Raw genomic sequence first — 19,827 nt, 5'->3', positions numbered from 1 at the left:
GGGCTACGAGCGGGTGGTGAGTGCGAGATCGTAAAATGACTCGTACTGCTCGACGACGTCATCGATCGCGAATCGATCGCGGGCATCGTGCGCCGCCCGGGTGCTCATGGCCTGCCAGCGATCGCGATCGCGAAGGATATCGATGGCCGCGGCGGCCATCCCGTCCACGTCGCCAACGGCGCACAACGCGCCGGTCTCGCCGTCGCGGACGACTTCGGGAAGGCCGCCGGCGTTCGTTCCGATAACCGGTACGCCGGAGGCGAGCGCCTCGAGGGCGCTGAGGCCGAACGACTCGCTCTGCGTAGGCAGCAGGAAGAGGTCCGCAGCCGATAGCAGTGGGGCGACCGCTTCGATCTTGCCGAGGAAAAACACGCGATCATCGACGCGCAGCTCTCTCGCCTCGGCTTCAGCGTCGACGCGATCGGGGCCGTCGCCAACCATGACGAGCACGCTCGGAATCTCCCTGTGTACGCGAGCGAAGATGCGCACCACATCGCGAACGTGTTTCACGGGCCTGAAGTTCGAGATGTGCATGAGCACCCGGTCCGCGGAGTCGAACTGGTCGCGCAGCGCCGCCTTGTACTTCCTGCGATCATAGACGTCCGGATCGATGAAGTTCGGAATCACCTCGATCTGGCACCCGGTGCAGCCGAAGGCGCGCATCGTTTCGCGCTGCAGGAAGCGCGAGACCGCTGTCAGTCCGTCCGATTGTTCGATTGAGAACTTCGTAATCGCATGGAAGGACGGGTCCTGGCCAACGATCGTGATGTCCGTCCCGTGAAGTGTCGTGAGGACGCGAATGTCCGGCCGCGTCGAGGCGAGCATCTCGCGGGCGATCCACGCACTCGTGGCGTGGGGGATCGCGTAGTGGACGTGGAGCAGGTCGAGCTTATGCGCCAATACCACCTCGTGCATCCGCACCGCGAGCGCGAGGTCGTACGGCGGATACTCGAAGAGCGGGTAGCGGCCGACATCGACTTCGTGGAAATAGATGCGCGGAAGAAACGACGGCAGGCGAAACGGCTGCTGATAAGTGATGAAGTGGATCTCGTGGCCGCGTCGCGCGAGCGCCATCCCCAATTCCGTCGCGACGGCGCCCGAGCCGCCGTACGTCGGGTAGCAGGTGATGCCGATTCTCACGCCGGCCGTCGCACGGTTTCGTTCAACCAGCGCTCGGCGATCGGTTTCCACGACGCATCGCGCGGGTCGAGTAGTGTCACATCGTCCGCATCGAGCTGGTGGCGCAGCCAGGTGCGCTGGCGCTTCGCGTATTGCCGAGTCTCGATGAGTATTGTCGCACGAGCGGCGGCGAGATCCACAGTGCCGCGCACGTGCTCACGGATCGCCCGATAGCCGGAGGCGTTCCATGCCGGTGCACTCTCGGGAATTTCGGTCATCAGTCGTCTCACCTCGTCCACCCAACCTCCGGCAAGCATCCCGTCGAGTCGCGCCGCGATTTGGTCGGCAAGCATCGGCCCTGGGTCGACCACAAGATAGCGAGCGGCGCATCTCGCAGGGCGGCCGCGCTCACGATGAAGCGCGCTCATACGTTGACCGCTCAACAACGCAACCTCGATCGCGCGGAGCAGCTGCGATCGTCCCAGATGAGCGCGATCGGGGTCGAGAACGCCGGTCCAGCGCCGCAATTCGGGGAGCGAGATGGGAGCGAGCACTTGCTCGAGTCGGCGGCGGCGCTGCGGATCGAGCATGGGCTCGTCGAACAGCGGCTCGAAGAGCGCGCGAAGATAGAACCCCGTTCCACCGACGACGAGCGGCAGCCGTCCTTCACGTTGGGCTTCATCGATCCACACGTCGGCGTTCGCTGCCCAGGCGGCAGCCGAAAACCGCTCCGTGGGGTCGACGATGTCGATGCCGCGGTGAGCAACGGCCGCGCGCTCACTCGCATTCGGCTTGGCGGTACCGATATCGAAGCCGTGATAGATCTGCCGCGAATCGGCGACGATGATCGTCGTCGGCTGTTGCTGCGCCAGCCACAGTGCGAGCGCACTCTTGCCCGCGCCGGTCGGCCCACAGACTACCGGGATGAGAAGATGCTCATCGGCGGCCAAAGCGGCGCTCGAGCTCGTCCCACGATAAATGCACGATTGTCGACCGGCCGTGGACGTCGTGCGCGGGAAGCTGCGTCGTGGCGAGCGCGACGAACAGCGCGCGCATCTCCGCAGGCGACATCAGATCGCCGGCCTTGATCGCCGCCTTGCACGCGACAGTCGCAGCAAGGCGCTGGTGTTTCGGCGCCGCGGAGGCGTCACGATCGCCCGTGAGCGCCGCAATCGTCTCGCGCAAGCAACGCTCGGCGTCGAATCGAGGATGCGGCATGGGAACCGATCGCACGAGAAGCGTGTGACCGCCAAAGCCCTCGACCTCGAAGCCGAGTCGCTCGAATGAATCCCGATGGGCGTCGAAGGCATCAGCCTCGGCGGGCGCGAGATGGAGCGTGAGTGGGAAGAGCAACCGTTGCGCAGGCGCTTCACCGCATTCGAGCGTGCGCATGAATCGCTCGAAGAGCACGCGCTCGTGCGCCGAGTGCTGATCGATGAGGACAACGCCATCGTCGCGCTCAAACATCATGTATGTCCGTCGCAGTTGAAGCAGCGGCGGCACGTCGATCTCGGCCGCTGCGCCATCGGGAGTAAGCGTCTCCGCTGGCGGCTGCTCACCGAGCTCCTGCACCGCGAAGATGCCATCGTCGAGGTCCGGACGTTGCCGCAGCACTTCGACGTCGACGGTCGGAGGGACAAAGGACGCGGGCGACTGCCAGAAGACGCGACCGATCGTTGCACCAGTCTCCATCGTGCCGAGGGCGCGGCGGACAGCCATCTCGACGACGCGTTCGACGTGCCAGCGGTCGCGGAAGCGTACTTCGGCTTTCGCGGGATGCACGTTCACGTCGACGTCGGCTCCCGAGATGGTGAGCTCGAGATAGAGCGTCGGCCGCACGCCGGCAGGGATGGTGGAGCGATACGCCGCCTCGGCAGCGCGCACGATTCCGTGGTCGCGGACTGACCTCCCATTGATTGCGAGATGGACGCGGCGGCCCGCCGTACCGACTTCGGACGGCCGCTCTACGAGCCCGGACACGTGAATCGTCCCGGCGACGTCGTCGACGTCGACGAGCCGCGCGGCGGCGGCGGTGCCATGCAGGGCAGCGATGCGCTCCCGAAGCGAGACTGCCCCCGGGAGGGTGAGTACCGACTTCCCATCGTGGCTGAGAGAGAAGCGGACGTCTCGCCTAACGAGCGCGAGGCTCGTTACGCTGTCGAGGATGCCCCGCCATTCCGAACGCGCCCCGCGCAGGAATTTTCGGCGCGCTGGTGCATTGTAGAAGAGCCGTCCGACGCCAACGGTCGTGCCGCGTCGTCGTGCCGTGTCGGCCACGTCGGCGACGGAGCCGCCCGCGGCGCGGACGATCGTGCCGGCGCCATCGCCAAGCGCGGTCTCGATCTCGAGCTGAGACACCGAGCAGATCGCCGGCAGCGCTTCTCCCCGGAATCCAAAACTCCGCACGCCAACGAGATCGCCGGCGGAACGAATCTTCGAGGTCGCGTGGCGCGCGAGCGCGAGCACGGCGTCGTCTCGCGACATGCCCGAGCCGTCGTCGCTGACACGAACGAGCTGGCGGCCGCCATCCTCGATGGAGATGTCGATCGACGTGGCACCGGCATCGAGCGCGTTCTCGACCAGCTCTTTCGCGACGGACGCGGGGCGCTCGACAACCTCGCCGGCGGCGATTTGATCGGCGACGGCGCTGGGGAGTATCGCGATGCGAGATATCATCTCGCTTAATGATTAATCGACAGGGGCGCCCCGTTCGAGCGAAGCGAGGGTCGAGGACTCGACCCACCCTTCGCGCTCCCCGTCGAGTGAGACGAAAGTCCACGGACCCTGGCGTCGCACAGCGCGCGCGACCTCGCCTATGATCGCGGTGCCTTTCGTCTCGCCCCCGAGTGCCGGATCGCTGCTCAGCCGTGTGCTCGAGCGAAGAACGGTGTAATTCCGCGCGGCGAGGCGCTGATCGAGATCGAGTCCAGCGAGCAGTAGAAGGACACCGACGATGCCAGCGGTGTAGGTCCAGCGCCTAACGCCGACGCGCCATTTGACCGATTTGCGGAACGCGAGCACAGCCGCTAGTAGCCAGCAGACGATCCAGGCGGACATTGCGGCCCATAGCGTCACCGTCGAGGAAATCGGTGGCACGAAACCATTGGTACCGAAAGCCTGGCCGTCAGACAACTGCAAGCGATCTCGAACGTCCGAGGCCGTCGGTTCGAGACGCAACGCGCGCTGCCAACCGACGACGGCGCTCGCTGTGTCCCCCGCCGACCACCCGGCCGTCCCGAAGTTCGCCCACGCATCCGGCGCCCAGGGCGACGTCTTCGCCGAGCTCGCGAAGGCAGCGCGCGCAACGCCGAACTGGTGTTCGGCATACGCGCGGACGCCACGGTCGAAGTCGCGCTGCGCCGGATCGGTCTGTAGCGCACGCATGCGGCCGGCGGCGAGTGGAATCGAGACGGCCAGGAGCAGTGCCAGCGTTCGCGGGAGATCGAGTTCGTAGCGCGGCAGCGCCTCGACGTTAGTCTGTCGAACGATCGCGAGCGCGCGTTCGACGGCGTCGCGTTCGAGGAAGGTCGCGGGGCCGTACGCGGCGGTGTCGAGCTGTCGTAGAAGCACCTCGGCTTCAGCAGCGACGGCGCTCGATACGCCGGCACGCCTGAGCGCGCGCGAGAGGGTTCCGGGTCGCGTGAATTGTTCGGCGCCGATGCCTAACCGTTCGCCCAGCGCATTGGCGTAGACGCGACGGATCTCACAGGAGTCGTGCGCGGCTGAGCTTCGTGCGAGCGAGCGGAGTCTTGCCGAAGCCGTCTGCGGTGCGACGCGACGTGGCGCACGGCGCATCCGTCCGAAGACGGCCGGGAGCGGCGCCAGCGACAGCAGGAGCCAGAAAGAGCCGCGATCCTGCGGCGGGCGGCTCAACGGCCCGCGATAGTTGGGCCGAATCGACAGCAGCGGCTCCGAACGCAAGGTGTCGCCGACGGCGAGAAAGCCTGGCGCGATCGTGACGTGCTCGGCGGCCGCGGCGGCGACCGCATAACGACGCGTGTCCGGATTGAAATACCCGTAGCGAATCGGCGGCACGTCCAGCTCACCGGCGACTTTGGGCGTCAGCACCCAATCGAATTCCTTGGCACCGCGGATTTTTCGCGCCGCCGAGTCGACCTGTACGCGCTCGTCGGCACGGACAAGGTTCGCCCACGGAATATCGAGACGCGGCGGCGGAAAGAGCTTGACGTTCCCGGCGCCGGAGAGCCTGACCGTGAGCAGCATCGGATCACCGACGCGGCCGTGCCGACTGTCGAGCCGGGAGGCAATCGACAGATTACCGACGGCGCCCATGTACTCGCTCGGTCGCCCGGCGCTCGGTGGATCGACCGCGACGAGAATCGTACTGTCGGTCACTAATTCGTGAGACTCCTCCCGACTGAAGAAGCTCGACGAGAGCGGCAGCGCGTAGACTAGTTGCGCCGGTGCGATGACGAATCGGCCCGGTACGAGAGGAAAAAGCGCGCGTTGATACACGAGCGCGTCGAAGCATCGCGTACCAACCTTTCGCTTCGGAGGCTCGCCCGTGACTGGAGGCAGGTCGTACGCGAGCATCGCCTGCATGTCGGGAGGATAGAACGTCGGATTGCGACGCAGGCGATCGCGTACCGTTTCGTTGAGGAAGACGGCGACTTCGTAGTTCGCCTGCTGCCCGACGTACACCGTCTCGGGTTCGGTGAGCGCGCGAAAGTTGACGTCGAGGCTGGTGTCGACGCGGGCGCGCGCAACAACCGTCGGCACACCATCGCCGGCGCGAGTGCCGCGGACGGTAATCCGTACCGGTTTGGAGCGTATCGTCGCATCGCGAAGACGCGCCTCGAAGGGCGGAAGCGTGAACGTCCCCGACTGATCCGTCGTAAGAACGTAGCGGTACTCCGCGATGATCGATCCGCCATTTCGTGGATCGAGCTGTACGTGCGGTGTCACCGACGAACGCAATACATCAAAGGGAGAAAAGGCAGGGGCAATGACCTGCGGCGCGGTGCTACCGGGAGCGCTGACGGCAACGGTGACCTCGACGGCATCGCACGCCGCGACCACGTCCGGTGCGTGAGCAACGATCGCAAGCTGTGCGAATACGAGGAGTGAGATCACCAGTCTTTTCCGCCTGGGGGCGGTTCAACGCGAGTTTGCTTTTGCTTCTTCGCCTGTACGTCGCGCTCTTCGCGCGCCGCGCTGCCGAGCAACTGGTCGGCTTGCTGCTGCCCGAGCCCGCCGGTCGGCTGCGGTTGTTGCTGCTGCGGCGACGTATTGGATTGTCCGCCACCAGCGCCACCGCCGCCGCCACCACCCTTCTCTCTCTTTCTCAGTGCCAACTCATAGTTCCACTTGGCATCGAGATCGTTCGGTCGCATCAGTAGAACTTTCTTATAGGCGGCAAGAGCCGCGTCGAGTGGCTCGGCGGCAGCGTCCTTTGGCGCCGCGAGCCCCGCCTTGAGCTGCGCGAGGCCGAGATTGAAGAGTGCGCGATAACGCAGCTCCGGATCCTGGACGTCGCTCAGCCGATCCAGCACTTCGGAAGCGCCCTGGAGGGAATCCCCCGCAAGGAGCGCCGTGCCGTAGTTGTACAAAGTCTCCGGCCGTTTATCGCCGCCGTCAATTGCACTCCGGTACCATACCGCGGCCTGCTGATAGTTCTGTCCGTGATACGCACGAGCAGCCTTATCCGACGGCGAAGAGGATGGCAGGAATCCCGCGCACGCCGAAAGCGTCGGCAGGAGCATGAGGACGATCGCAGCCGCGGCGTTCACCGTCGTCTGAGCGGCGGCAGAACGACTCCGACTACGGCCACGTCGTTCGCCAAGCAGGGTATCGAGGAGTAGCAATAGTACGGCGGGGAAAAGAAAGAGCTGATAGCGTGGCGTTCTCGATTCGCCGCCAATGGTCGAGCGTGCCTTGCTGCGCAAGCGCGCCAATGCGCTTTTCACCAGAGACGCTTTGTCCGTGCGCGCCGCGTCGATGAAGGTTCCACGAGCAGCATCGGCGGCAGCCTTCAAGAAATCCGGGGTGTAGTGCGTCACCACAATCTGACCACCTTCGTCGCGCTTGAGCGTTGTGGTTCTGTCCGGATTCGTCACGGGAATTGTGGATCCTTGTGTGGTCCCGAAGCCGACGGTGACGAGGCTGATGCCCTGATCGCCGGTCCGCTTCGCTTCGGCGACCACGTCGTTGATGTCTTCGAATGCCTCGCCGTCGCTCATCACGACGAGCGCTTTGTCGGCGCCGGTGTTGGAGAGCATGAGCAAATCCGTACCCTGGCGTATGGCCCGGGCGAGCGAACTCCCGGCCTGGCCAACGACGGAGGGATCGAGATTGTCGAGGAAGAGTGAAAGGGCTCCTCCATCGACGGTCATTGGCGTGAGGATGTAGCTGCGCCCGGCGAACGCAATGAGTCCAATCCGGTCGCCACGTGACTGATCCAGCAGCCGACGCACCTCCTGTTTCATGCGCTCGAGGCGGTTCGGGCGGTCGTCGGTCGCCATCATGGACAGCGAGGCATCCAGGGCGAGCACCATGTCGATCCCGCTCGTCCGCACGACGTTGCGCTCGGCGCCCCAGCGTGGGCCGGCGAGCGCGATGCCGACGCCGAGCGCCGCGGTGGCGAGTCGCGCGACATGCCATCCCGGCCGGCGGATCGCGTTAGGCGGGACGAGTCGCGAGACGACGTCAGCCGTGCCGAGCCGAGCGAGTCGAGCGAAGCGACGCCGGTAGTTGTACCGCACGAGCACGATGACCAGCACGGGAAGCACGACCGCGAGCGACAGCAGCCATGGATAGTCGAAGTAGACGCCGAAGAGAATCACGGCAGCGGACCTCGCCAGGCCGCGAGGACCAGCTCAATCGTCAGAGCCAGAAGCGCGACCGCGAGCGGCCAGCGGAAGAGCTCCGTGAAGCGCACGTACGTTTTCGTCTGCACCGGCTCCCGCTCGAGCTGATCGATCTGCTCGTAAATGCGCTGCAACGCAGCCGCGTCACGGGCGCGGAAATACCTGCCGCCGGACTCGTTGGCGATATCAGTGAGAAGTTGCTCATCGATGCGCACGGGCCGATTCTCATAGCGCAATCCGAACAAGCCGCGGCCGACGGGCACGGGTGCCATGCCCTCGGTGCCGACGCCGATCGTGTAGATCTTGATGCCGAACGCCGCGGCCGCCTTTCCAGCGGTGCGCGGATCGATCGCGCCGCGGTTGTTCTCACCGTCCGTGAGCAGAATGATCACCTTCGAGCGCCCCGGCGCCGTCCGTAGACGATTGGCCGCAGTGGCGAGCGCGGTTCCGATGGCGGTACCGTCCTCCAGTTGACCCGGAGCGAGATTGTCGACGGCTGCGTTGACGACAGGGTAATCCGTCGTCAGGGGGACCTGCGTCAGCGCTTCGGCAGCGAAAGCGACGACACCGATGCGATCGCTCGACCGTGCGGCGATGAACTTCTTGACGACATCCTTCGCGACCTCGATGCGGTTCTGCGGCTGAAAGTCCTGAGCGAGCATCGAGCTCGAGAGATCGATGGCGAGAACGATGTTGATGCCCTGACTCGTGACGTTCTCGGCGCGCGCACCGGATCGCGGGCGCGCCAACGCGATGACAGCACCGGCGAGGAGGAGATTGCGGAGGAGGAACAGCAGAAATGCGATCGCCCGTCCCGCGCGCGGGCCCAGCTCGAGAACGGGTACGCGTGAAAACACAATGGCGGGAGGCCGATGGCGGCGCCGCCAGATCCACCAGATCGGCAGGACGAGCAGGAGCAGAAGCGTCCATGGCGAGACGAACTGAAGACCGCTCAGGAGGCTCATGCGGCCCTCTCCGTGGCAGTCGCTGGTGCGGGTCGCGTCGCCGCGTGCTCCTGGGACACGATGGCTCGCGCTTCGCGACCGAGCTCGCGTGCTCGCTCATTGGTGACAGCGCGTCGCGCGAACTTGATCAGATCGGCCTCGTTGAGCACGCGCGTGAGACGGTCGTTAGGCACGGCGCGGTCGCCGCGCATGACGGCGGAGAGCTCCGTGCTCGTCAGCGACAGCTGGGCCTTCTTATAGCGCGCGGCCAGGTAGTCGCGCAGCACCTCGACGGCCAATGCGACGTATCGGCCACGCTCGCCCGCGTCGATGAGACCGAGGCGCTCCAGACGGGCGAACTCGCGCTCGGCGCGCACGAAGGGATCGGGCACCGCGATCGGTCGCTCGCGTTTGCGGCGGCGCCACCACCACCACAGCAAGAGCAGGAGCAACGCGACTGCGGCGACTGCGGCCCACAGCCACCAGACTGGCGCGGCAAACTCGTAGAGCGGACGCGCGGGCTTGGGCACGCGGAGCGCCGTGTCTGCCGGCAACACGCTGGCGACGAAGACCTTGTGGCCCGCGAGCGAGATGCGTCGCGTTCGCCCGCCAAGGGAGACGATGACGTCGCCTAACGATATCGACTGCTCGCCGATGTCCCATGCCGCAACGCGATAGTAGCCCCACTGAACGAGCGACGCCGAATCGGGACGTGTCTCGACGCGCACCGGATCCAAGCCTTGCACGGCGCTCGTCGAATCCGGAGCCTGCGGGAATGTGATCGTCGATCCGTGCGGCGCACGGATGCCGATCTGCACGAGGAAGGGGTCGCCGATGCGAACGGTGTCCGGTTCGATGCCCACGGCGGCTTGCACCACGATCGGCGCACCGGTCGCCTGCGACATGGCGGAGGCGACCGGCGCCATCAAGGCCGCCATGGCGACAAGCCGCGCGAACCGAGTCGTCATCGCCGATGTACCCGCGTCTCGCGCGAACGGAAGAAACGAAGCAGCGGCTCGATGATACCGGCATCGGTGCTGATCGGGATCTCGTCGATCGCGAGCCGGCGGAGCAGATGCCGCCGCTTCTCGAGCTCGTCGGTCGTGCCCTGATCGAATTGCGCGCGTACTGCCGGATCGCTCGTGTCGACGCTGATCGTGTGGCCGGTTTCCGGGTCGACGAGCCTAACGACACCGAGATCCGGAAGCTGCTGCTCGCTCGGGTCCTCGACGCTGACCGCGATGAGATCATGGCGCTGCGCGAGTAGCTTCAGCGGCCGCTCGATATCTTCGCTCAGAAAATCAGAGACGAGAAAGATGATCGACTTGTGCGGCAGCATCTTGGCGAGATAGTCGGTCGTTCCGGCAATGTCGGTGCCCGAGCCCGTGGGCTCGAAGACGAGCAGATCGCGAATGAGCCGCAGCGCGTGCTTTCTCCCTTTGCGGGGCCGCAACACATGTTCGACGTGGTCAGTGAACAGCAGCGCGCCGACGCGATCGTTGTTGCGGATTGCCGACATCGCGAGCACCGCGGCGAGCTCCGACGCAATCTCACTCTTGAAGCGTCGCCGAGTGCCGAAGCGCTCCGAGCCCGACAGATCGACCGCGAGCATCACGGTAAGCTCGCGCTCTTCGATGTAGCGCTTGACGTACGGACGTCGCATGCGCGCGGTGACGTTCCAGTCGATGCTACGCACCTCGTCGCCCGCCTGATACTCGCGCACTTCGGCGAACTCCATTCCCTGCCCCTTGAACACCGAGCGGTATTCGCCGGTGAAGAGCGAGTTCACGAGGCCGCGCGTCCGCAGCTCGATGAGCCTCACCTGTCGCAGAATCTCCGGGGGCACACCGCGAGTTGGGGGAGCGGTGTCTGGACGATGCGCAGCAAGGGCAGAGGGCTGAGCACGGAGGGCAGAGGGTTGAGCAAGGGCAGAGGGCTGAGCGCGGAGGGCAGAGGGCGCAATGCCCTTCGCCCTCTTCGCCTTGGCTCGCCGCCAGAACATCAATGGAGTCATTGCCCCTTACCCTCTGCTCTCCACCCTCTACCCTCTGCTCTATGGGCTTTCTATCTTCGCCAATACCTTCGTCACGATGTCGTCGCTCGTGACTTCCTCGGCCTCGGCTTCATAGGTCGTGAGCACGCGGTGACGAAGTACGTCGGGCCCGATGGCTTTTACATCGTCGGGCGTGACAAACGCACGACCTCGAAGAAAAGCGTGCGCGCGTGACGCCTGCGCTAACGCAATGGTAGCGCGTGGGCTCGCGCCGAACTCGATCAGCGGAGTCAGATCGTCGAGGCCTGCGGCACCCGGCTCGCGCGTCGCGTGCACGATGTCGACGATATAATCCATGATCCGCTCGTCCATGTAGAGATCCGCGATCCGCGCTCGCGCGGCCATCACGGCCTCCGGCGACGCGACGTGATCGATCGGAATCGGCTCACCGCTCGCCATGCGGCGCATGATCTCCTTCTCTTCGTCGCGCGTTGGGTAGCCGACGCGCAGCTTGAGCATGAAGCGATCGACTTGCGCTTCGGGCAGTGGGTAGGTGCCCTCCTGCTCGATTGGATTCTGCGTCGCCAAAACGAGGAACGGCTCCTCGAGCTTATAGGTCGCTCCGCCGATCGTGACCTGCTTCTCCTGCATCGCCTCGAGCAGCGCCGCCTGCACTTTCGCGGGCGCGCGATTGATCTCGTCGGCGAGAATGATGTTCGCGAAGATCGGCCCTTGCTTGACGAGGAATTTCCCGGTGGACTGATCGTACACCTGTGTGCCAACGACATCCGCGGGGAGAAGATCAGGAGTGAATTGAATGCGACTGAAAGTCGTGTCGATCGTCTCGGCGAGCGTTCTCACCGTCAGCGTCTTCGCAAGACCAGGCACTCCCTCGAGCAGCACGTGACCGCCAGTGAGGAGGCTGATGAGCAGCCGGTCGATCATGTAGTCCTGGCCGACGACACGTCGAGCGACTTGCCGCGAAACGTCCTGAATGAGGCGGGAATCTGCCCCGGACTGCACCGTTGTTGCCACGCGCGAGCTCCGTGTGCGTTGGTATGCGAGATCGTGCGCGTGCATGAGCCCGCGCCGTGCGACCGTCGTTACAAGTTTAGTACCGCCTGGCCTGACCGTGCTGACCGCTCCTACCCCAGCGCACGAGTCAGGTGCCTGTACGTCACTTTGCAGTGCCCGTCATCGGGTCATCTCGCGAATAGCGCGCAGTTCGTGCGGCGTGAGCTGCCGAGTTGCGCCGCTGCGAAGTGTGCCGAGTGAAACGGGACCGAAACGCACGCGCACCAGACGATCGACCTCGAGGTCGAGAGCCTCGCACAGGCGTCTGATCTCGCGCGATCGACCCTCGGCGATCGTGAGCTCCAATTCCCATTTTCCCCTCCCGACGGGACGGCTCTCGACCGCTCGCGGCAACACCAATCCGTCCTCGAGCTCGACGCCCTCTCGCGCGCGCATGGTCGCCCCGCGTCCATCCCCGCGCACCGTGGCAATGTAGACGCGTTCGATCTCGCGACTCGGATGAGTTAGCCGGTGCGCGCCATCGCCATCGGTGGTGAGCAGGAGCACACCTTCGGTGAGGTAATCGAGGCGACCGACGTAGGTGAGGCCAGGCGTATCCGGAACCAGATCGAACACCGTGCGACGTCCTTGCGGATCGGAGCGCGTGGTCATGACGCCTTGAGGCTTATTGAGCACGAGCCAGGTCGCGTGCTCGGTACTCGCAACGGCACCAATGCGATGGCCGTCGACAGCAATGCGATCGCGATCGGGATGAACGGTCTCGCCAATCTGTGCGACGTGATCGTTGACGGTGACTCGACCCGCCGCGACGAGCTCCTCTGCGTGCCGCCGCGAGGCGACGCCGGCGCGCGCGAGCGCACGCTGGATGCGCATCGGCTCGGGCACGAGCGCTACTCGGAGACTGACGCCGGCGCCGGAACGCGCAACGCGATCGCCAACTCGTCCGCGCGCGGCAGTTCTTCGAGGTGGCGCAGAGCGAAGTGCTCGAGAAATACGGGCGTCGTTCCGTACATGAGTGGCCGACCCAACCCCTCGCCGCGACCGACGACGTCAATCAGACCACGCTCGTGAAGCGATTTTAGAACTCCGCCGATTGCTACGCCACGAATCTCCTCGATCTCGGCGCGGCTGATCGGCTGGCGATAGGCGATGATCGCGAGCGTCTCCAGCGCGGCGGCGGACAGACGTTGCGGACGCGCCGCCAGTTGCGCGCGCTCGATTGCCTCGGTGTACTCTGCACGCGTAAGGATCTGCCAACCGCCGGCAATCTCCTGCAGCTCGACGCCGTGTCCATCGACGTCATAGTGCTCACGCAGCTCGTCAATAGCCGCAGCCAGCGCCGCGCGCGATTCGTCGGGCGACAGCGCCGCCAGTTCTTCAGTGGTAATCGGGCGCGCGCTCGCGAAGAGCGCGGCTTCAAGCAGCTTCGCTAGCGGCGTCACGGGCAGCAGCAGAGGGTGGTGCGGCGGAAGTGATTTCGACGTTGCCGAATGCGCGCGGCTGCTGAACGCGAAGCTCACCAACCTTTGCCAGCTCCAGCAAACCAAGCAGCATCGAGAGAACCTGCCAGGGCTCACGCGTGCTCGCGATGATGTCGCTCAGGAGCGCGCGCGCACGAAGCGCAAGGATGGCACGAATGACTTCGATTGCGCCAGGCACGTCCAGGGCACGAGGAACGACGTCGTGCATGTCGGGACGCGAGGCCGCGCGCAGCACGCGATCCACGGCGGCGAGCAGTTCCACGAGCGAGAGCGCGAGCGGAGCCTGTGGCGGCGCGGGTTGCGCGGGTAGATAGGCGCGCGCGAAGTGGCTTCGTCGTTCCTCGCCACGCCGCTCCAGCAGGTCGACGACCTCTCGCATCTGCTGGTACTCGAGCAGCCTGCGTACGAGCTCGGCCCGGGGATCCTCCCATTGTTCTTGATCCCTCGTGGGGAGCAAGAGCTGGGCTTTTATGCGAAGCAATCTCGCCGCCATCTCCAGGTACTCGGCGGCATCATTGAGCGCCAAAGTGCGAATGCGCTCGACGAATTGCTGCGCGATCCGCGCGATGGGAATGTCGTAGATGTCGACCTGCTCCTCGCGAATGAGCGAGAGCAACAGATCGAGAGGGCCGGAGAACTGCGGCAGCTCGACGGCGAATGCTGCCGGCGCAGCGCCGTCTGCCGAAGGGAGAATCGCCTTCACTGCAGCCACCGCGAAGCGGAGGGAAGTACCGATGAACGTACCGCGTCGAGCAGCGCTCGGGCGGTCACGTTTGCCGGCTGTAGCCAGTAGGTCAGCAGTTGTGGCGCGAGATAGAGGATGAGAATCAGAATCGCGATGCCGTACAGACCAACGCGCTGGTAATGCACCGCCCACGACGCGGGCAGGAAGTGCTTGAGCACCTGCGAGCCGTCGAGTGGCGGAATCGGCAACAGATTGAAGGCGAGCAGCAGCATGTTGAGTTGCACGCCGACGACCATCATGGCCTGAAGAATTCCCGCTGTCGGTTGGATGGCGTCGGCACGTCCAATGATGCCGAGCAACGCAATGAGCGCCGTACAGGCGAGCGCAATGAGCAAGTTCGTAACAACACCGGCAAGCGAGACTATGATGTCGCCCCGCCGATAGTTGCGATAGTTGCGTGGATCGACCGGTACTGGTTTGGCGCCGCCGAGGACGACTGTGCCGTGCGAGGTATACCACAAGAGCGCTGGCAGCAAGATCGTCATCCAGAGATCGATGTGCCTGATCGGATTCCAGGTGAGCCGCCCAGCCGCCAGGGCCGTCGTGTCGCCCTGTTTCAGCGCCGCGTAGCCATGCGCGTATTCGTGCGCGATCACCGAGAACAACAGCATCGGCACGAAGAGGAGTAAGGCCTGGAAACCCAACGTCAGCGTCTGGCGGTCGAGTTGGTCGCGATCGAGCGGGCGGAGAGAGGCGGTGGGACGGCGGGAAAGCTAGCGCCGCGACCCGAGCGCTGTCAAAGCACTCAACGTGATGTCACGCCTTGACATCCGTCATGTTGTCCCTAAATTCCGGGCTCCGCATCCCGTTTACTTTCCTCAGTGGGTCGTCCGACCCCTTTGAGGATTCAGGGGAGCGCGCTGCTGAATTTCCGATCCGAGGCTCTCGTGCCGAATATTGCTTCCGCGAAAAAGAACATGCGTAAAACGCGCGCCGCGACGGTGCGCAACCGCGCACAGCGCGCGGCGCTGCGAACGGCGCTCAAGAAAGCCAACGCGCCTGGCGCGACGCCCGAGGTCAAGCTGCAAGCGGTGAAGCTGCTCGACCGTGCGGCGCGGAAGGGTATCATCCACCGGAATGCCGCAGGTCGGCGCAAGAGCAGATTGGCGAAAGCGAGCTAAGCCTAACGGCGACGCATGGGAGCCCTGCACGGAGCAGGGCTTTTTGCTTTCCAACCACTGCGAAAAGCGTGGCGTTCTTTAAACTGCAGCCAACTCGGCTCCGCAACGCTCGCAGTACCATTCCGTCGGATAGTTCATCGTTCCGCACTCCTGGCACTTCAGCGTCTTGTGCCGCTCAGCCCCGCCCTGCGGCTTGAGGACGATGGGGTTGCTCTCGGTGACGTTTGCGGCCAAGGGGTTCTGCGTGTTCCCGGGTTTGGGAGTGCCGACTCCCTTGAGCAACGAGTCCGCGTCTCCGTCCTCGCGAAGATTGGGATTCGTCCGCTGATTTACGCGATTGAGGAGTGACTCGGCCAGATCCGGAGCGCCCTCGCTCTCCAGTTCGAGAGAACCTGGAGCGGGAGGCTGAGTCAACGGCTGCGGCGGCGGCACGCCGGGCGGCGAATTGCCGACCACCGAGTTGAGAAACGCGAGCTCGTCCATTCCGGGACCGCCGCTCGACGGCGTGGGCTTCGGCAGCGCGCCATTGCCAGCGATCTGATCGAGATTCATCGGCCGCGAGACTCGAGGCGACGACGTCGAGCTGCTCGTCGATGGCATGGGCGCACCCGCTTGCCCGGACACCATCGTGAGAACCTCGCGCGCCTGAGCCAGCAGCGCGCGCGCCTGAGCCTGTGCCTCGGTTAGTCGAGCGATACCCTCGTCGCACTCGCGCGCTTTGGTGTTCCAGTCGGGTACACTGAGTTCGCCCACTTGCATACGAAGCTCGGACTCCGCGCGCACATCCTTGAGCCGTTTTGCTTCGTTAGCGAACTGGGTGAGGCGGGCGTTGATCTGATCGACGTGTCCCTTGAGCGCCGTACTCCTCGCAAGGAGCTGATCGGTGATCGCCTTGAGCCGATTGGCGTAATCACCACGCACTCGCTGATAGACGTGATCGGGAGTGCTCGCCCGCCGCGCGTCCAGCGTGGCAAGCCAGTTCTCGATGCGCTGTCGCTCGAGTATCAGAGCCGCAACGTTCTCCAGTCCGGGCTGTTCCTTCATTCCGAGTCCGAGAAGCGCTTCGTCGCGCCGCTCTCGTTGAAGCCACTTACGATCCGCCGTGCCTCGAGCAGTCGCTCACGCTCGGCGCTGGTCAGCGTCGAGGTGTGCCCGAGTGCTCGAGCATGAAACAGAATCTCCGCCGCATGCTCGAGACTCTCCATCCGCTGGTGCGCGATGGAGAGCGTCGATCCGTAGGACGTGGCGCCGTGGTTCGCCATCAAGAATGCGTCGTGAAGCGAGAGAAATGGTTCGATCGCGTCGGCGAGCGCTGGGCTGCCTGGGGTCGCGTAAGGAACCAGCGGCACGCCACCGATTTGTATGACTATTTCGGGCAGCACCGGCGTCATGAGGTCCTCCCCCGCGACAGCAAATGCCGTCGCAAAAGGAGGATGCGCATGAACCACAGCTCCGACGTCATGCCGCAGCTGATAGATGCGCAGATGCATCCCTAACTCGGACGATGGCGATCCAGACCCCGCAACTCGTTTTCCGGTACGATCTACGACCACCAAATCATCCTCGACGACATCGATCTTTTGCACGCCCGATGGGGTCACAAGGATGGAGCCGTCGTCGAGGCGAGCGGACACATTGCCCTCCCCTCCGGCGATGAGCCCGCGCTCGTAGAGGCGACGGCACACGCGGACCATCGCATGGCGCAACCCGAGGTCTGCCGGTCCTCCGAACGTCATTCCTCGAGTCGATAAATGACGCGTCCGTCGACGGCGGTCAGATGGACGCGACCATTTAGACGTTGCCCGGCGTACGGCGTATTCCGCCCCTTCGAGCGAAATCGCGCCGGATCAACCGTCCAGTCGGCGTCAGGATCGAACACGGTTACGTCAGCGACAGTGCCGCGGCGCAGGGTGCCGCCCGGGAGACGAAAGATTCGGGCGGGCGCACAGGACATCTTCTCGACGAGCATCGCCACGTCGATGACGCCCCGCGCGACAAGCCAGGTCACGTTCACCGCGAACGCCGTCTCGAGACCGACGATCCCGTTAGGCGCGTCAGCGAACTCCCGTTCCTTCTCGTCGTAGTGATGCGGCGCGTGATCGGTTGCGATCACGTCGATTGTTCCGTCGCGAACAGACTGTTGCAGCGCTTCGACGTCCGCGGCGCTGCGCAGCGGCGGATTCATCTTGGCATTCGTGTCATACCCCTCGACCGATTCCTCTGTAAGGGACAGGTGATGGGGACACACCTCTGCAGTTACGTTGACGCCGCGCTCCTTTCCCCAGCGAATGAGCTCGACGGAGCCACGCGTGCTCATGTGGCAGAGATGCACGTGGCCGCCCGTGCGGCGCGCAAGGAGGATGTCACGAATCGCCATGATCTCCTCGGCCTCGTTAGGAACACCTTTCAAGCCGAGGCGCGCCGAGACGATGCCCTCGTTCATCGCGCCACCGACCGCGAGTGTGGGCTCCTCGCAATGATCGGCGACGGGAATTCCGAACGTGCGTGCGTACTCGAGCGCCGTGCGCATCAGGTGCGCGCTCGCCACCGGCTTCCCGTCGTCGCTCACGGCAACGGCGCCGGCGCCGACCATCTCTCCGAATTCGGCGAGCGACTCGCCGCGCTGGCCGAGTGAGATCGCGCCGATCGGATACACTCGTGAGGCACCGGCCCTTGCCGCCTGGCGGATTATAAAACCGACGGCAGCCTGATTGTCGGTAACGGGATCCGTATTCGGCATCGCGCAGACGGCCGTGAATCCTCCAGCTGCCGCGGCGCGCGCACCCGTCGCGATGGTCTCTACATCTTCGCGACCGGGCTCGCGCAAATGACAATGCACGTCGATGAAGCCAGGGGAGACGACCCGGCCAGCGCAGTCGATGACATCGACGTCGTCGCGCGAGCCGACATCGACCGCTTCGCCTAACGACTCAATCTTCTCGTTCGCGATGTACACATCGCCAATCACATCGAGGCGCTGGGACGGATCGACGATTCGTCCGCCACGGAGCAGAAGCGCGCGGCTCATCGGCTGCCTCCGCCCTTGGCGGCCTCCGCCAGCTCCGGCTTGCCGCCCGACAGCAAATACAGCACGGCCATGCGCACGGCAACGCCGTTCGTCACCTGATCGAGGATGACGCTGAAAGGTCCGTCGGCGACGTCGGAATCGATTTCGACACCGCGATTCATCGGTCCGGGATGAAGGATGAGAACGTCGCGCGATGCCCGCTCGAGCCGTTCGCGTGACACCCCGAACACCCGGTTGTACTCGCGGAGTGATGGGATGTAGCCCGCTTGCATGCGCTCGAGCTGTAGCCGAAGAATGTTCAGCGCGTCGGCCCAATCGATCGCGTCCTCGATGCGTTCGAAGACTTCGACGTCGAGCTCGTCGATGGCGTTCGGCAGGAGCGAGCGCGGCCCGCACACCGCGACGTGCGCGCCGAGCTTCTTCAAGCCCCAGATGTTGGAGCGCGCGACACGCGAATGCAGAACGTCGCCGACAATACAGACCTTGATTCCGGCGATACGCTTGAAATGGTCGCGCAGCGTCAACAGGTCGAGAAGGCCTTGCGTCGGATGCTCGTGCATACCATCGCCGGCATTGATGACGTTCGACTCGATTCGGTCGGCGAGAAACTGCGCCGCGCCCGAAGCGCCGTGGCGAATCACGACCATATCGATCCGCATCGCCTCGAGATTGCGCGCCGTGTCGACGAGCGTCTCGCCCTTCTGCACACTCGAGCCCGTCGACGCGACGTTCACCGTGTCCGCAGAGAGACGCTTCTCGGCGAATTCGAACGAGATCCGTGTGCGCGTGGACGCCTCGAAGAAGAGATTGACGATCGTCGCGCCGCGGAGCGTCGGGACTTTCTTGATCACGCGCTCGCTGATTTCCTTGAATGGCTCCGCCGTGTCGAGGATGAGCGTGATTTGCTCACTCGTCAGCGGCTCGAGGCCGAGCAGGTCTTTGCCTAACGGGGCGGCGGCATGGCCGCTCACGCCGGCTCCTCCCGGTCGCTGAGGATCACGGCGTCGCGTTGATCGAGCTCCTGGACGAGAACGTCGACCCGCTGTCCCGGCGCGCACTCGACGCGCTTGCCGACGATGTCCGGTTGAATCGGAAGTTCCCTTCCCCCACGGTCGATGAGGACGGCCAAGGCGATGCGCTTTGGCCGGCCAAAGTCCGCGAGCTCATCGAGCGCGGCGCGAACGGTGCGCCCCGTGTAGAGGACGTCGTCGACGATGACGACCGCCCGGCCGTCGACGTCGGCAGGGATATTCGTGGGACCGACCACCGGCCGTGGTCCTACCGTCTGGAGGTCGTCGCGATAGAGCGTGATGTCGAGCGCGCCGAGCGGGACCTTCGCCTTTTCGCGATCGCTGATGCTCGATACGAGTCGCGCCGCGAGCTGAACTCCGCGGCGCTGAATTCCAACGATGATGAGGTCGTCCGTACCTGCATTCAGCTCGACGATTTCATCCGCCATGCGACGCAGCGCTCGATCGACCGCTCGCGCGTCGAGGACCGTTGATTGTTTGGCCGGCATGACGGCTGAATATGC

At 64.7% G+C, this 19,827-nt stretch carries 19 protein-coding genes; 1 reads left to right on the top strand and 18 read right to left on the bottom strand.

What is annotated here, in order from left to right:
- Window positions 1–3: 3 nt before the first annotated feature.
- From bshA to VGH98_15635, 13 genes are all read right to left on the bottom strand, one after another.
- On the bottom strand, window positions 4–1,140 hold the full coding sequence (gene bshA / locus VGH98_15695; GenBank protein ID HEY2377421.1) for an N-acetyl-alpha-D-glucosaminyl L-malate synthase BshA: 1,137 nt from the start codon (window positions 1,138–1,140) through the stop codon (window positions 4–6).
- Window positions 1,137–2,069: a tRNA (adenosine(37)-N6)-dimethylallyltransferase MiaA gene (miaA, locus tag VGH98_15690; GenBank protein HEY2377420.1), complete on the bottom strand. Its 933-nt coding sequence runs from the start codon at window positions 2,067–2,069 to the stop codon at window positions 1,137–1,139. The genes bshA and miaA overlap by 4 nt, the downstream gene beginning before the upstream one ends.
- Complete coding sequence (gene mutL / locus VGH98_15685) at window positions 2,056–3,795, bottom strand: DNA mismatch repair endonuclease MutL (protein ID HEY2377419.1); 1,740 nt, start codon at window positions 3,793–3,795, stop codon at window positions 2,056–2,058. The genes miaA and mutL overlap by 14 nt, the downstream gene beginning before the upstream one ends.
- Window positions 3,796–3,807: 12 nt before the next feature.
- Entirely contained in the window at window positions 3,808–6,213 is a 2,406-nt protein-coding gene (locus VGH98_15680) for a BatD family protein (protein ID HEY2377418.1), read from the bottom strand.
- Window positions 6,210–7,922 (bottom strand): VWA domain-containing protein, encoded by a 1,713-nt coding sequence (locus VGH98_15675; protein HEY2377417.1) that lies wholly within the window; start codon window positions 7,920–7,922, stop codon window positions 6,210–6,212. The genes VGH98_15680 and VGH98_15675 overlap by 4 nt, the downstream gene beginning before the upstream one ends.
- A complete protein-coding gene (locus VGH98_15670; protein ID HEY2377416.1) occupies window positions 7,919–8,911 on the bottom strand; it encodes a VWA domain-containing protein in 993 nt (330 codons plus the stop codon). The genes VGH98_15675 and VGH98_15670 overlap by 4 nt, the downstream gene beginning before the upstream one ends.
- A complete protein-coding gene (locus VGH98_15665; protein HEY2377415.1) occupies window positions 8,908–9,858 on the bottom strand; it encodes a hypothetical protein in 951 nt (316 codons plus the stop codon). Before VGH98_15665 ends, VGH98_15670 begins: the two co-directional genes overlap by 4 nt.
- Entirely contained in the window at window positions 9,855–10,736 is an 882-nt protein-coding gene (locus tag VGH98_15660; GenBank protein HEY2377414.1) for a DUF58 domain-containing protein, read from the bottom strand. The genes VGH98_15665 and VGH98_15660 overlap by 4 nt, the downstream gene beginning before the upstream one ends.
- Window positions 10,737–10,943: 207 nt before the next feature.
- Window positions 10,944–11,918, bottom strand: a complete 975-nt coding sequence (locus VGH98_15655) for an AAA family ATPase (protein ID HEY2377413.1) — start codon at window positions 11,916–11,918, stop codon at window positions 10,944–10,946.
- Window positions 11,919–12,077: 159 nt separating this feature from the next.
- Window positions 12,078–12,803 carry a pseudouridine synthase gene (locus tag VGH98_15650; protein HEY2377412.1) on the bottom strand — a complete coding sequence of 242 codons (726 nt, stop codon included), beginning with the start codon at window positions 12,801–12,803 and terminating at the stop codon, window positions 12,078–12,080.
- Window positions 12,804–12,808: 5 nt separating this feature from the next.
- A complete protein-coding gene (gene scpB / locus VGH98_15645) occupies window positions 12,809–13,360 on the bottom strand; it encodes an SMC-Scp complex subunit ScpB (protein ID HEY2377411.1) in 552 nt (183 codons plus the stop codon).
- Window positions 13,335–14,111, bottom strand: coding sequence for a segregation/condensation protein A (locus tag VGH98_15640; protein HEY2377410.1), 777 nt, complete (start codon window positions 14,109–14,111; stop codon window positions 13,335–13,337). Before VGH98_15640 ends, scpB begins: the two co-directional genes overlap by 26 nt.
- Window positions 14,099–14,755, bottom strand: coding sequence for a site-2 protease family protein (locus tag VGH98_15635; GenBank protein HEY2377409.1), 657 nt, complete (start codon window positions 14,753–14,755; stop codon window positions 14,099–14,101). The genes VGH98_15640 and VGH98_15635 overlap by 13 nt, the downstream gene beginning before the upstream one ends.
- Window positions 14,756–15,031: 276 nt before the next feature.
- On the opposite strand from VGH98_15635, the gene rpsT reads away from it, so the two are divergent.
- Window positions 15,032–15,265: a 30S ribosomal protein S20 gene (rpsT, locus tag VGH98_15630; GenBank protein ID HEY2377408.1), complete on the top strand. Its 234-nt coding sequence runs from the start codon at window positions 15,032–15,034 to the stop codon at window positions 15,263–15,265.
- Window positions 15,266–15,343: 78 nt separating this feature from the next.
- On the opposite strand, the gene VGH98_15625 is transcribed toward rpsT, so the two are convergent.
- The 5 genes from VGH98_15625 to pyrR are packed head-to-tail and all read right to left on the bottom strand — an operon-like array spanning window position 15,344 to window position 19,812.
- On the bottom strand, window positions 15,344–16,309 hold the full coding sequence (locus VGH98_15625; GenBank protein HEY2377407.1) for a Ran-binding zinc finger domain-containing protein: 966 nt from the start codon (window positions 16,307–16,309) through the stop codon (window positions 15,344–15,346).
- A complete protein-coding gene (locus VGH98_15620) occupies window positions 16,306–17,001 on the bottom strand; it encodes a class II aldolase/adducin family protein (protein HEY2377406.1) in 696 nt (231 codons plus the stop codon). The genes VGH98_15625 and VGH98_15620 overlap by 4 nt, the downstream gene beginning before the upstream one ends.
- Window positions 16,998–18,293, bottom strand: coding sequence for a dihydroorotase (locus tag VGH98_15615; protein HEY2377405.1), 1,296 nt, complete (start codon window positions 18,291–18,293; stop codon window positions 16,998–17,000). Before VGH98_15615 ends, VGH98_15620 begins: the two co-directional genes overlap by 4 nt.
- Window positions 18,290–19,264 (bottom strand): aspartate carbamoyltransferase catalytic subunit, encoded by a 975-nt coding sequence (locus tag VGH98_15610; GenBank protein HEY2377404.1) that lies wholly within the window; start codon window positions 19,262–19,264, stop codon window positions 18,290–18,292. The genes VGH98_15615 and VGH98_15610 overlap by 4 nt, the downstream gene beginning before the upstream one ends.
- Window positions 19,261–19,812 carry a bifunctional pyr operon transcriptional regulator/uracil phosphoribosyltransferase PyrR gene (gene pyrR, locus VGH98_15605; protein HEY2377403.1) on the bottom strand — a complete coding sequence of 184 codons (552 nt, stop codon included), beginning with the start codon at window positions 19,810–19,812 and terminating at the stop codon, window positions 19,261–19,263. The genes VGH98_15610 and pyrR overlap by 4 nt, the downstream gene beginning before the upstream one ends.
- Between the last annotated feature and the right edge of the window lie 15 nt (window positions 19,813–19,827).

This window comes from Gemmatimonadaceae bacterium, from assembly GCA_036496605.1.
Taxonomy (GTDB): Bacteria; Gemmatimonadota; Gemmatimonadetes; order Gemmatimonadales; family Gemmatimonadaceae; genus AG2.
This window is presented reverse-complemented; position numbering and strand designations above follow the sequence as displayed.

Excerpts from the sequence above, each read along its gene's own strand:
- VGH98_15625 (HEY2377407.1), bottom strand. The coding sequence starts at position 16,309 with ATGAAGGAACAGCCCGGACTGGAGAACGTTGCGGCTCTGATACTCGAG.
- VGH98_15665 (HEY2377415.1), bottom strand. The coding sequence starts at position 9,858 with ATGACGACTCGGTTCGCGCGGCTTGTCGCCATGGCGGCCTTGATGGCG.
- VGH98_15670 (HEY2377416.1), bottom strand. The coding sequence starts at position 8,911 with ATGAGCCTCCTGAGCGGTCTTCAGTTCGTCTCGCCATGGACGCTTCTG.
- mutL (HEY2377419.1), bottom strand. The coding sequence starts at position 3,795 with ATGATATCTCGCATCGCGATACTCCCCAGCGCCGTCGCCGATCAAATC.
- VGH98_15615 (HEY2377405.1), bottom strand. The coding sequence starts at position 18,293 with ATGAGCCGCGCGCTTCTGCTCCGTGGCGGACGAATCGTCGATCCGTCC.
- VGH98_15620 (HEY2377406.1), bottom strand. The coding sequence starts at position 17,001 with ATGACGTTCGGAGGACCGGCAGACCTCGGGTTGCGCCATGCGATGGTC.
- pyrR (HEY2377403.1), bottom strand. The coding sequence starts at position 19,812 with ATGCCGGCCAAACAATCAACGGTCCTCGACGCGCGAGCGGTCGATCGA.
- VGH98_15635 (HEY2377409.1), bottom strand. The coding sequence starts at position 14,755 with ATGCTGTTGTTCTCGGTGATCGCGCACGAATACGCGCATGGCTACGCG.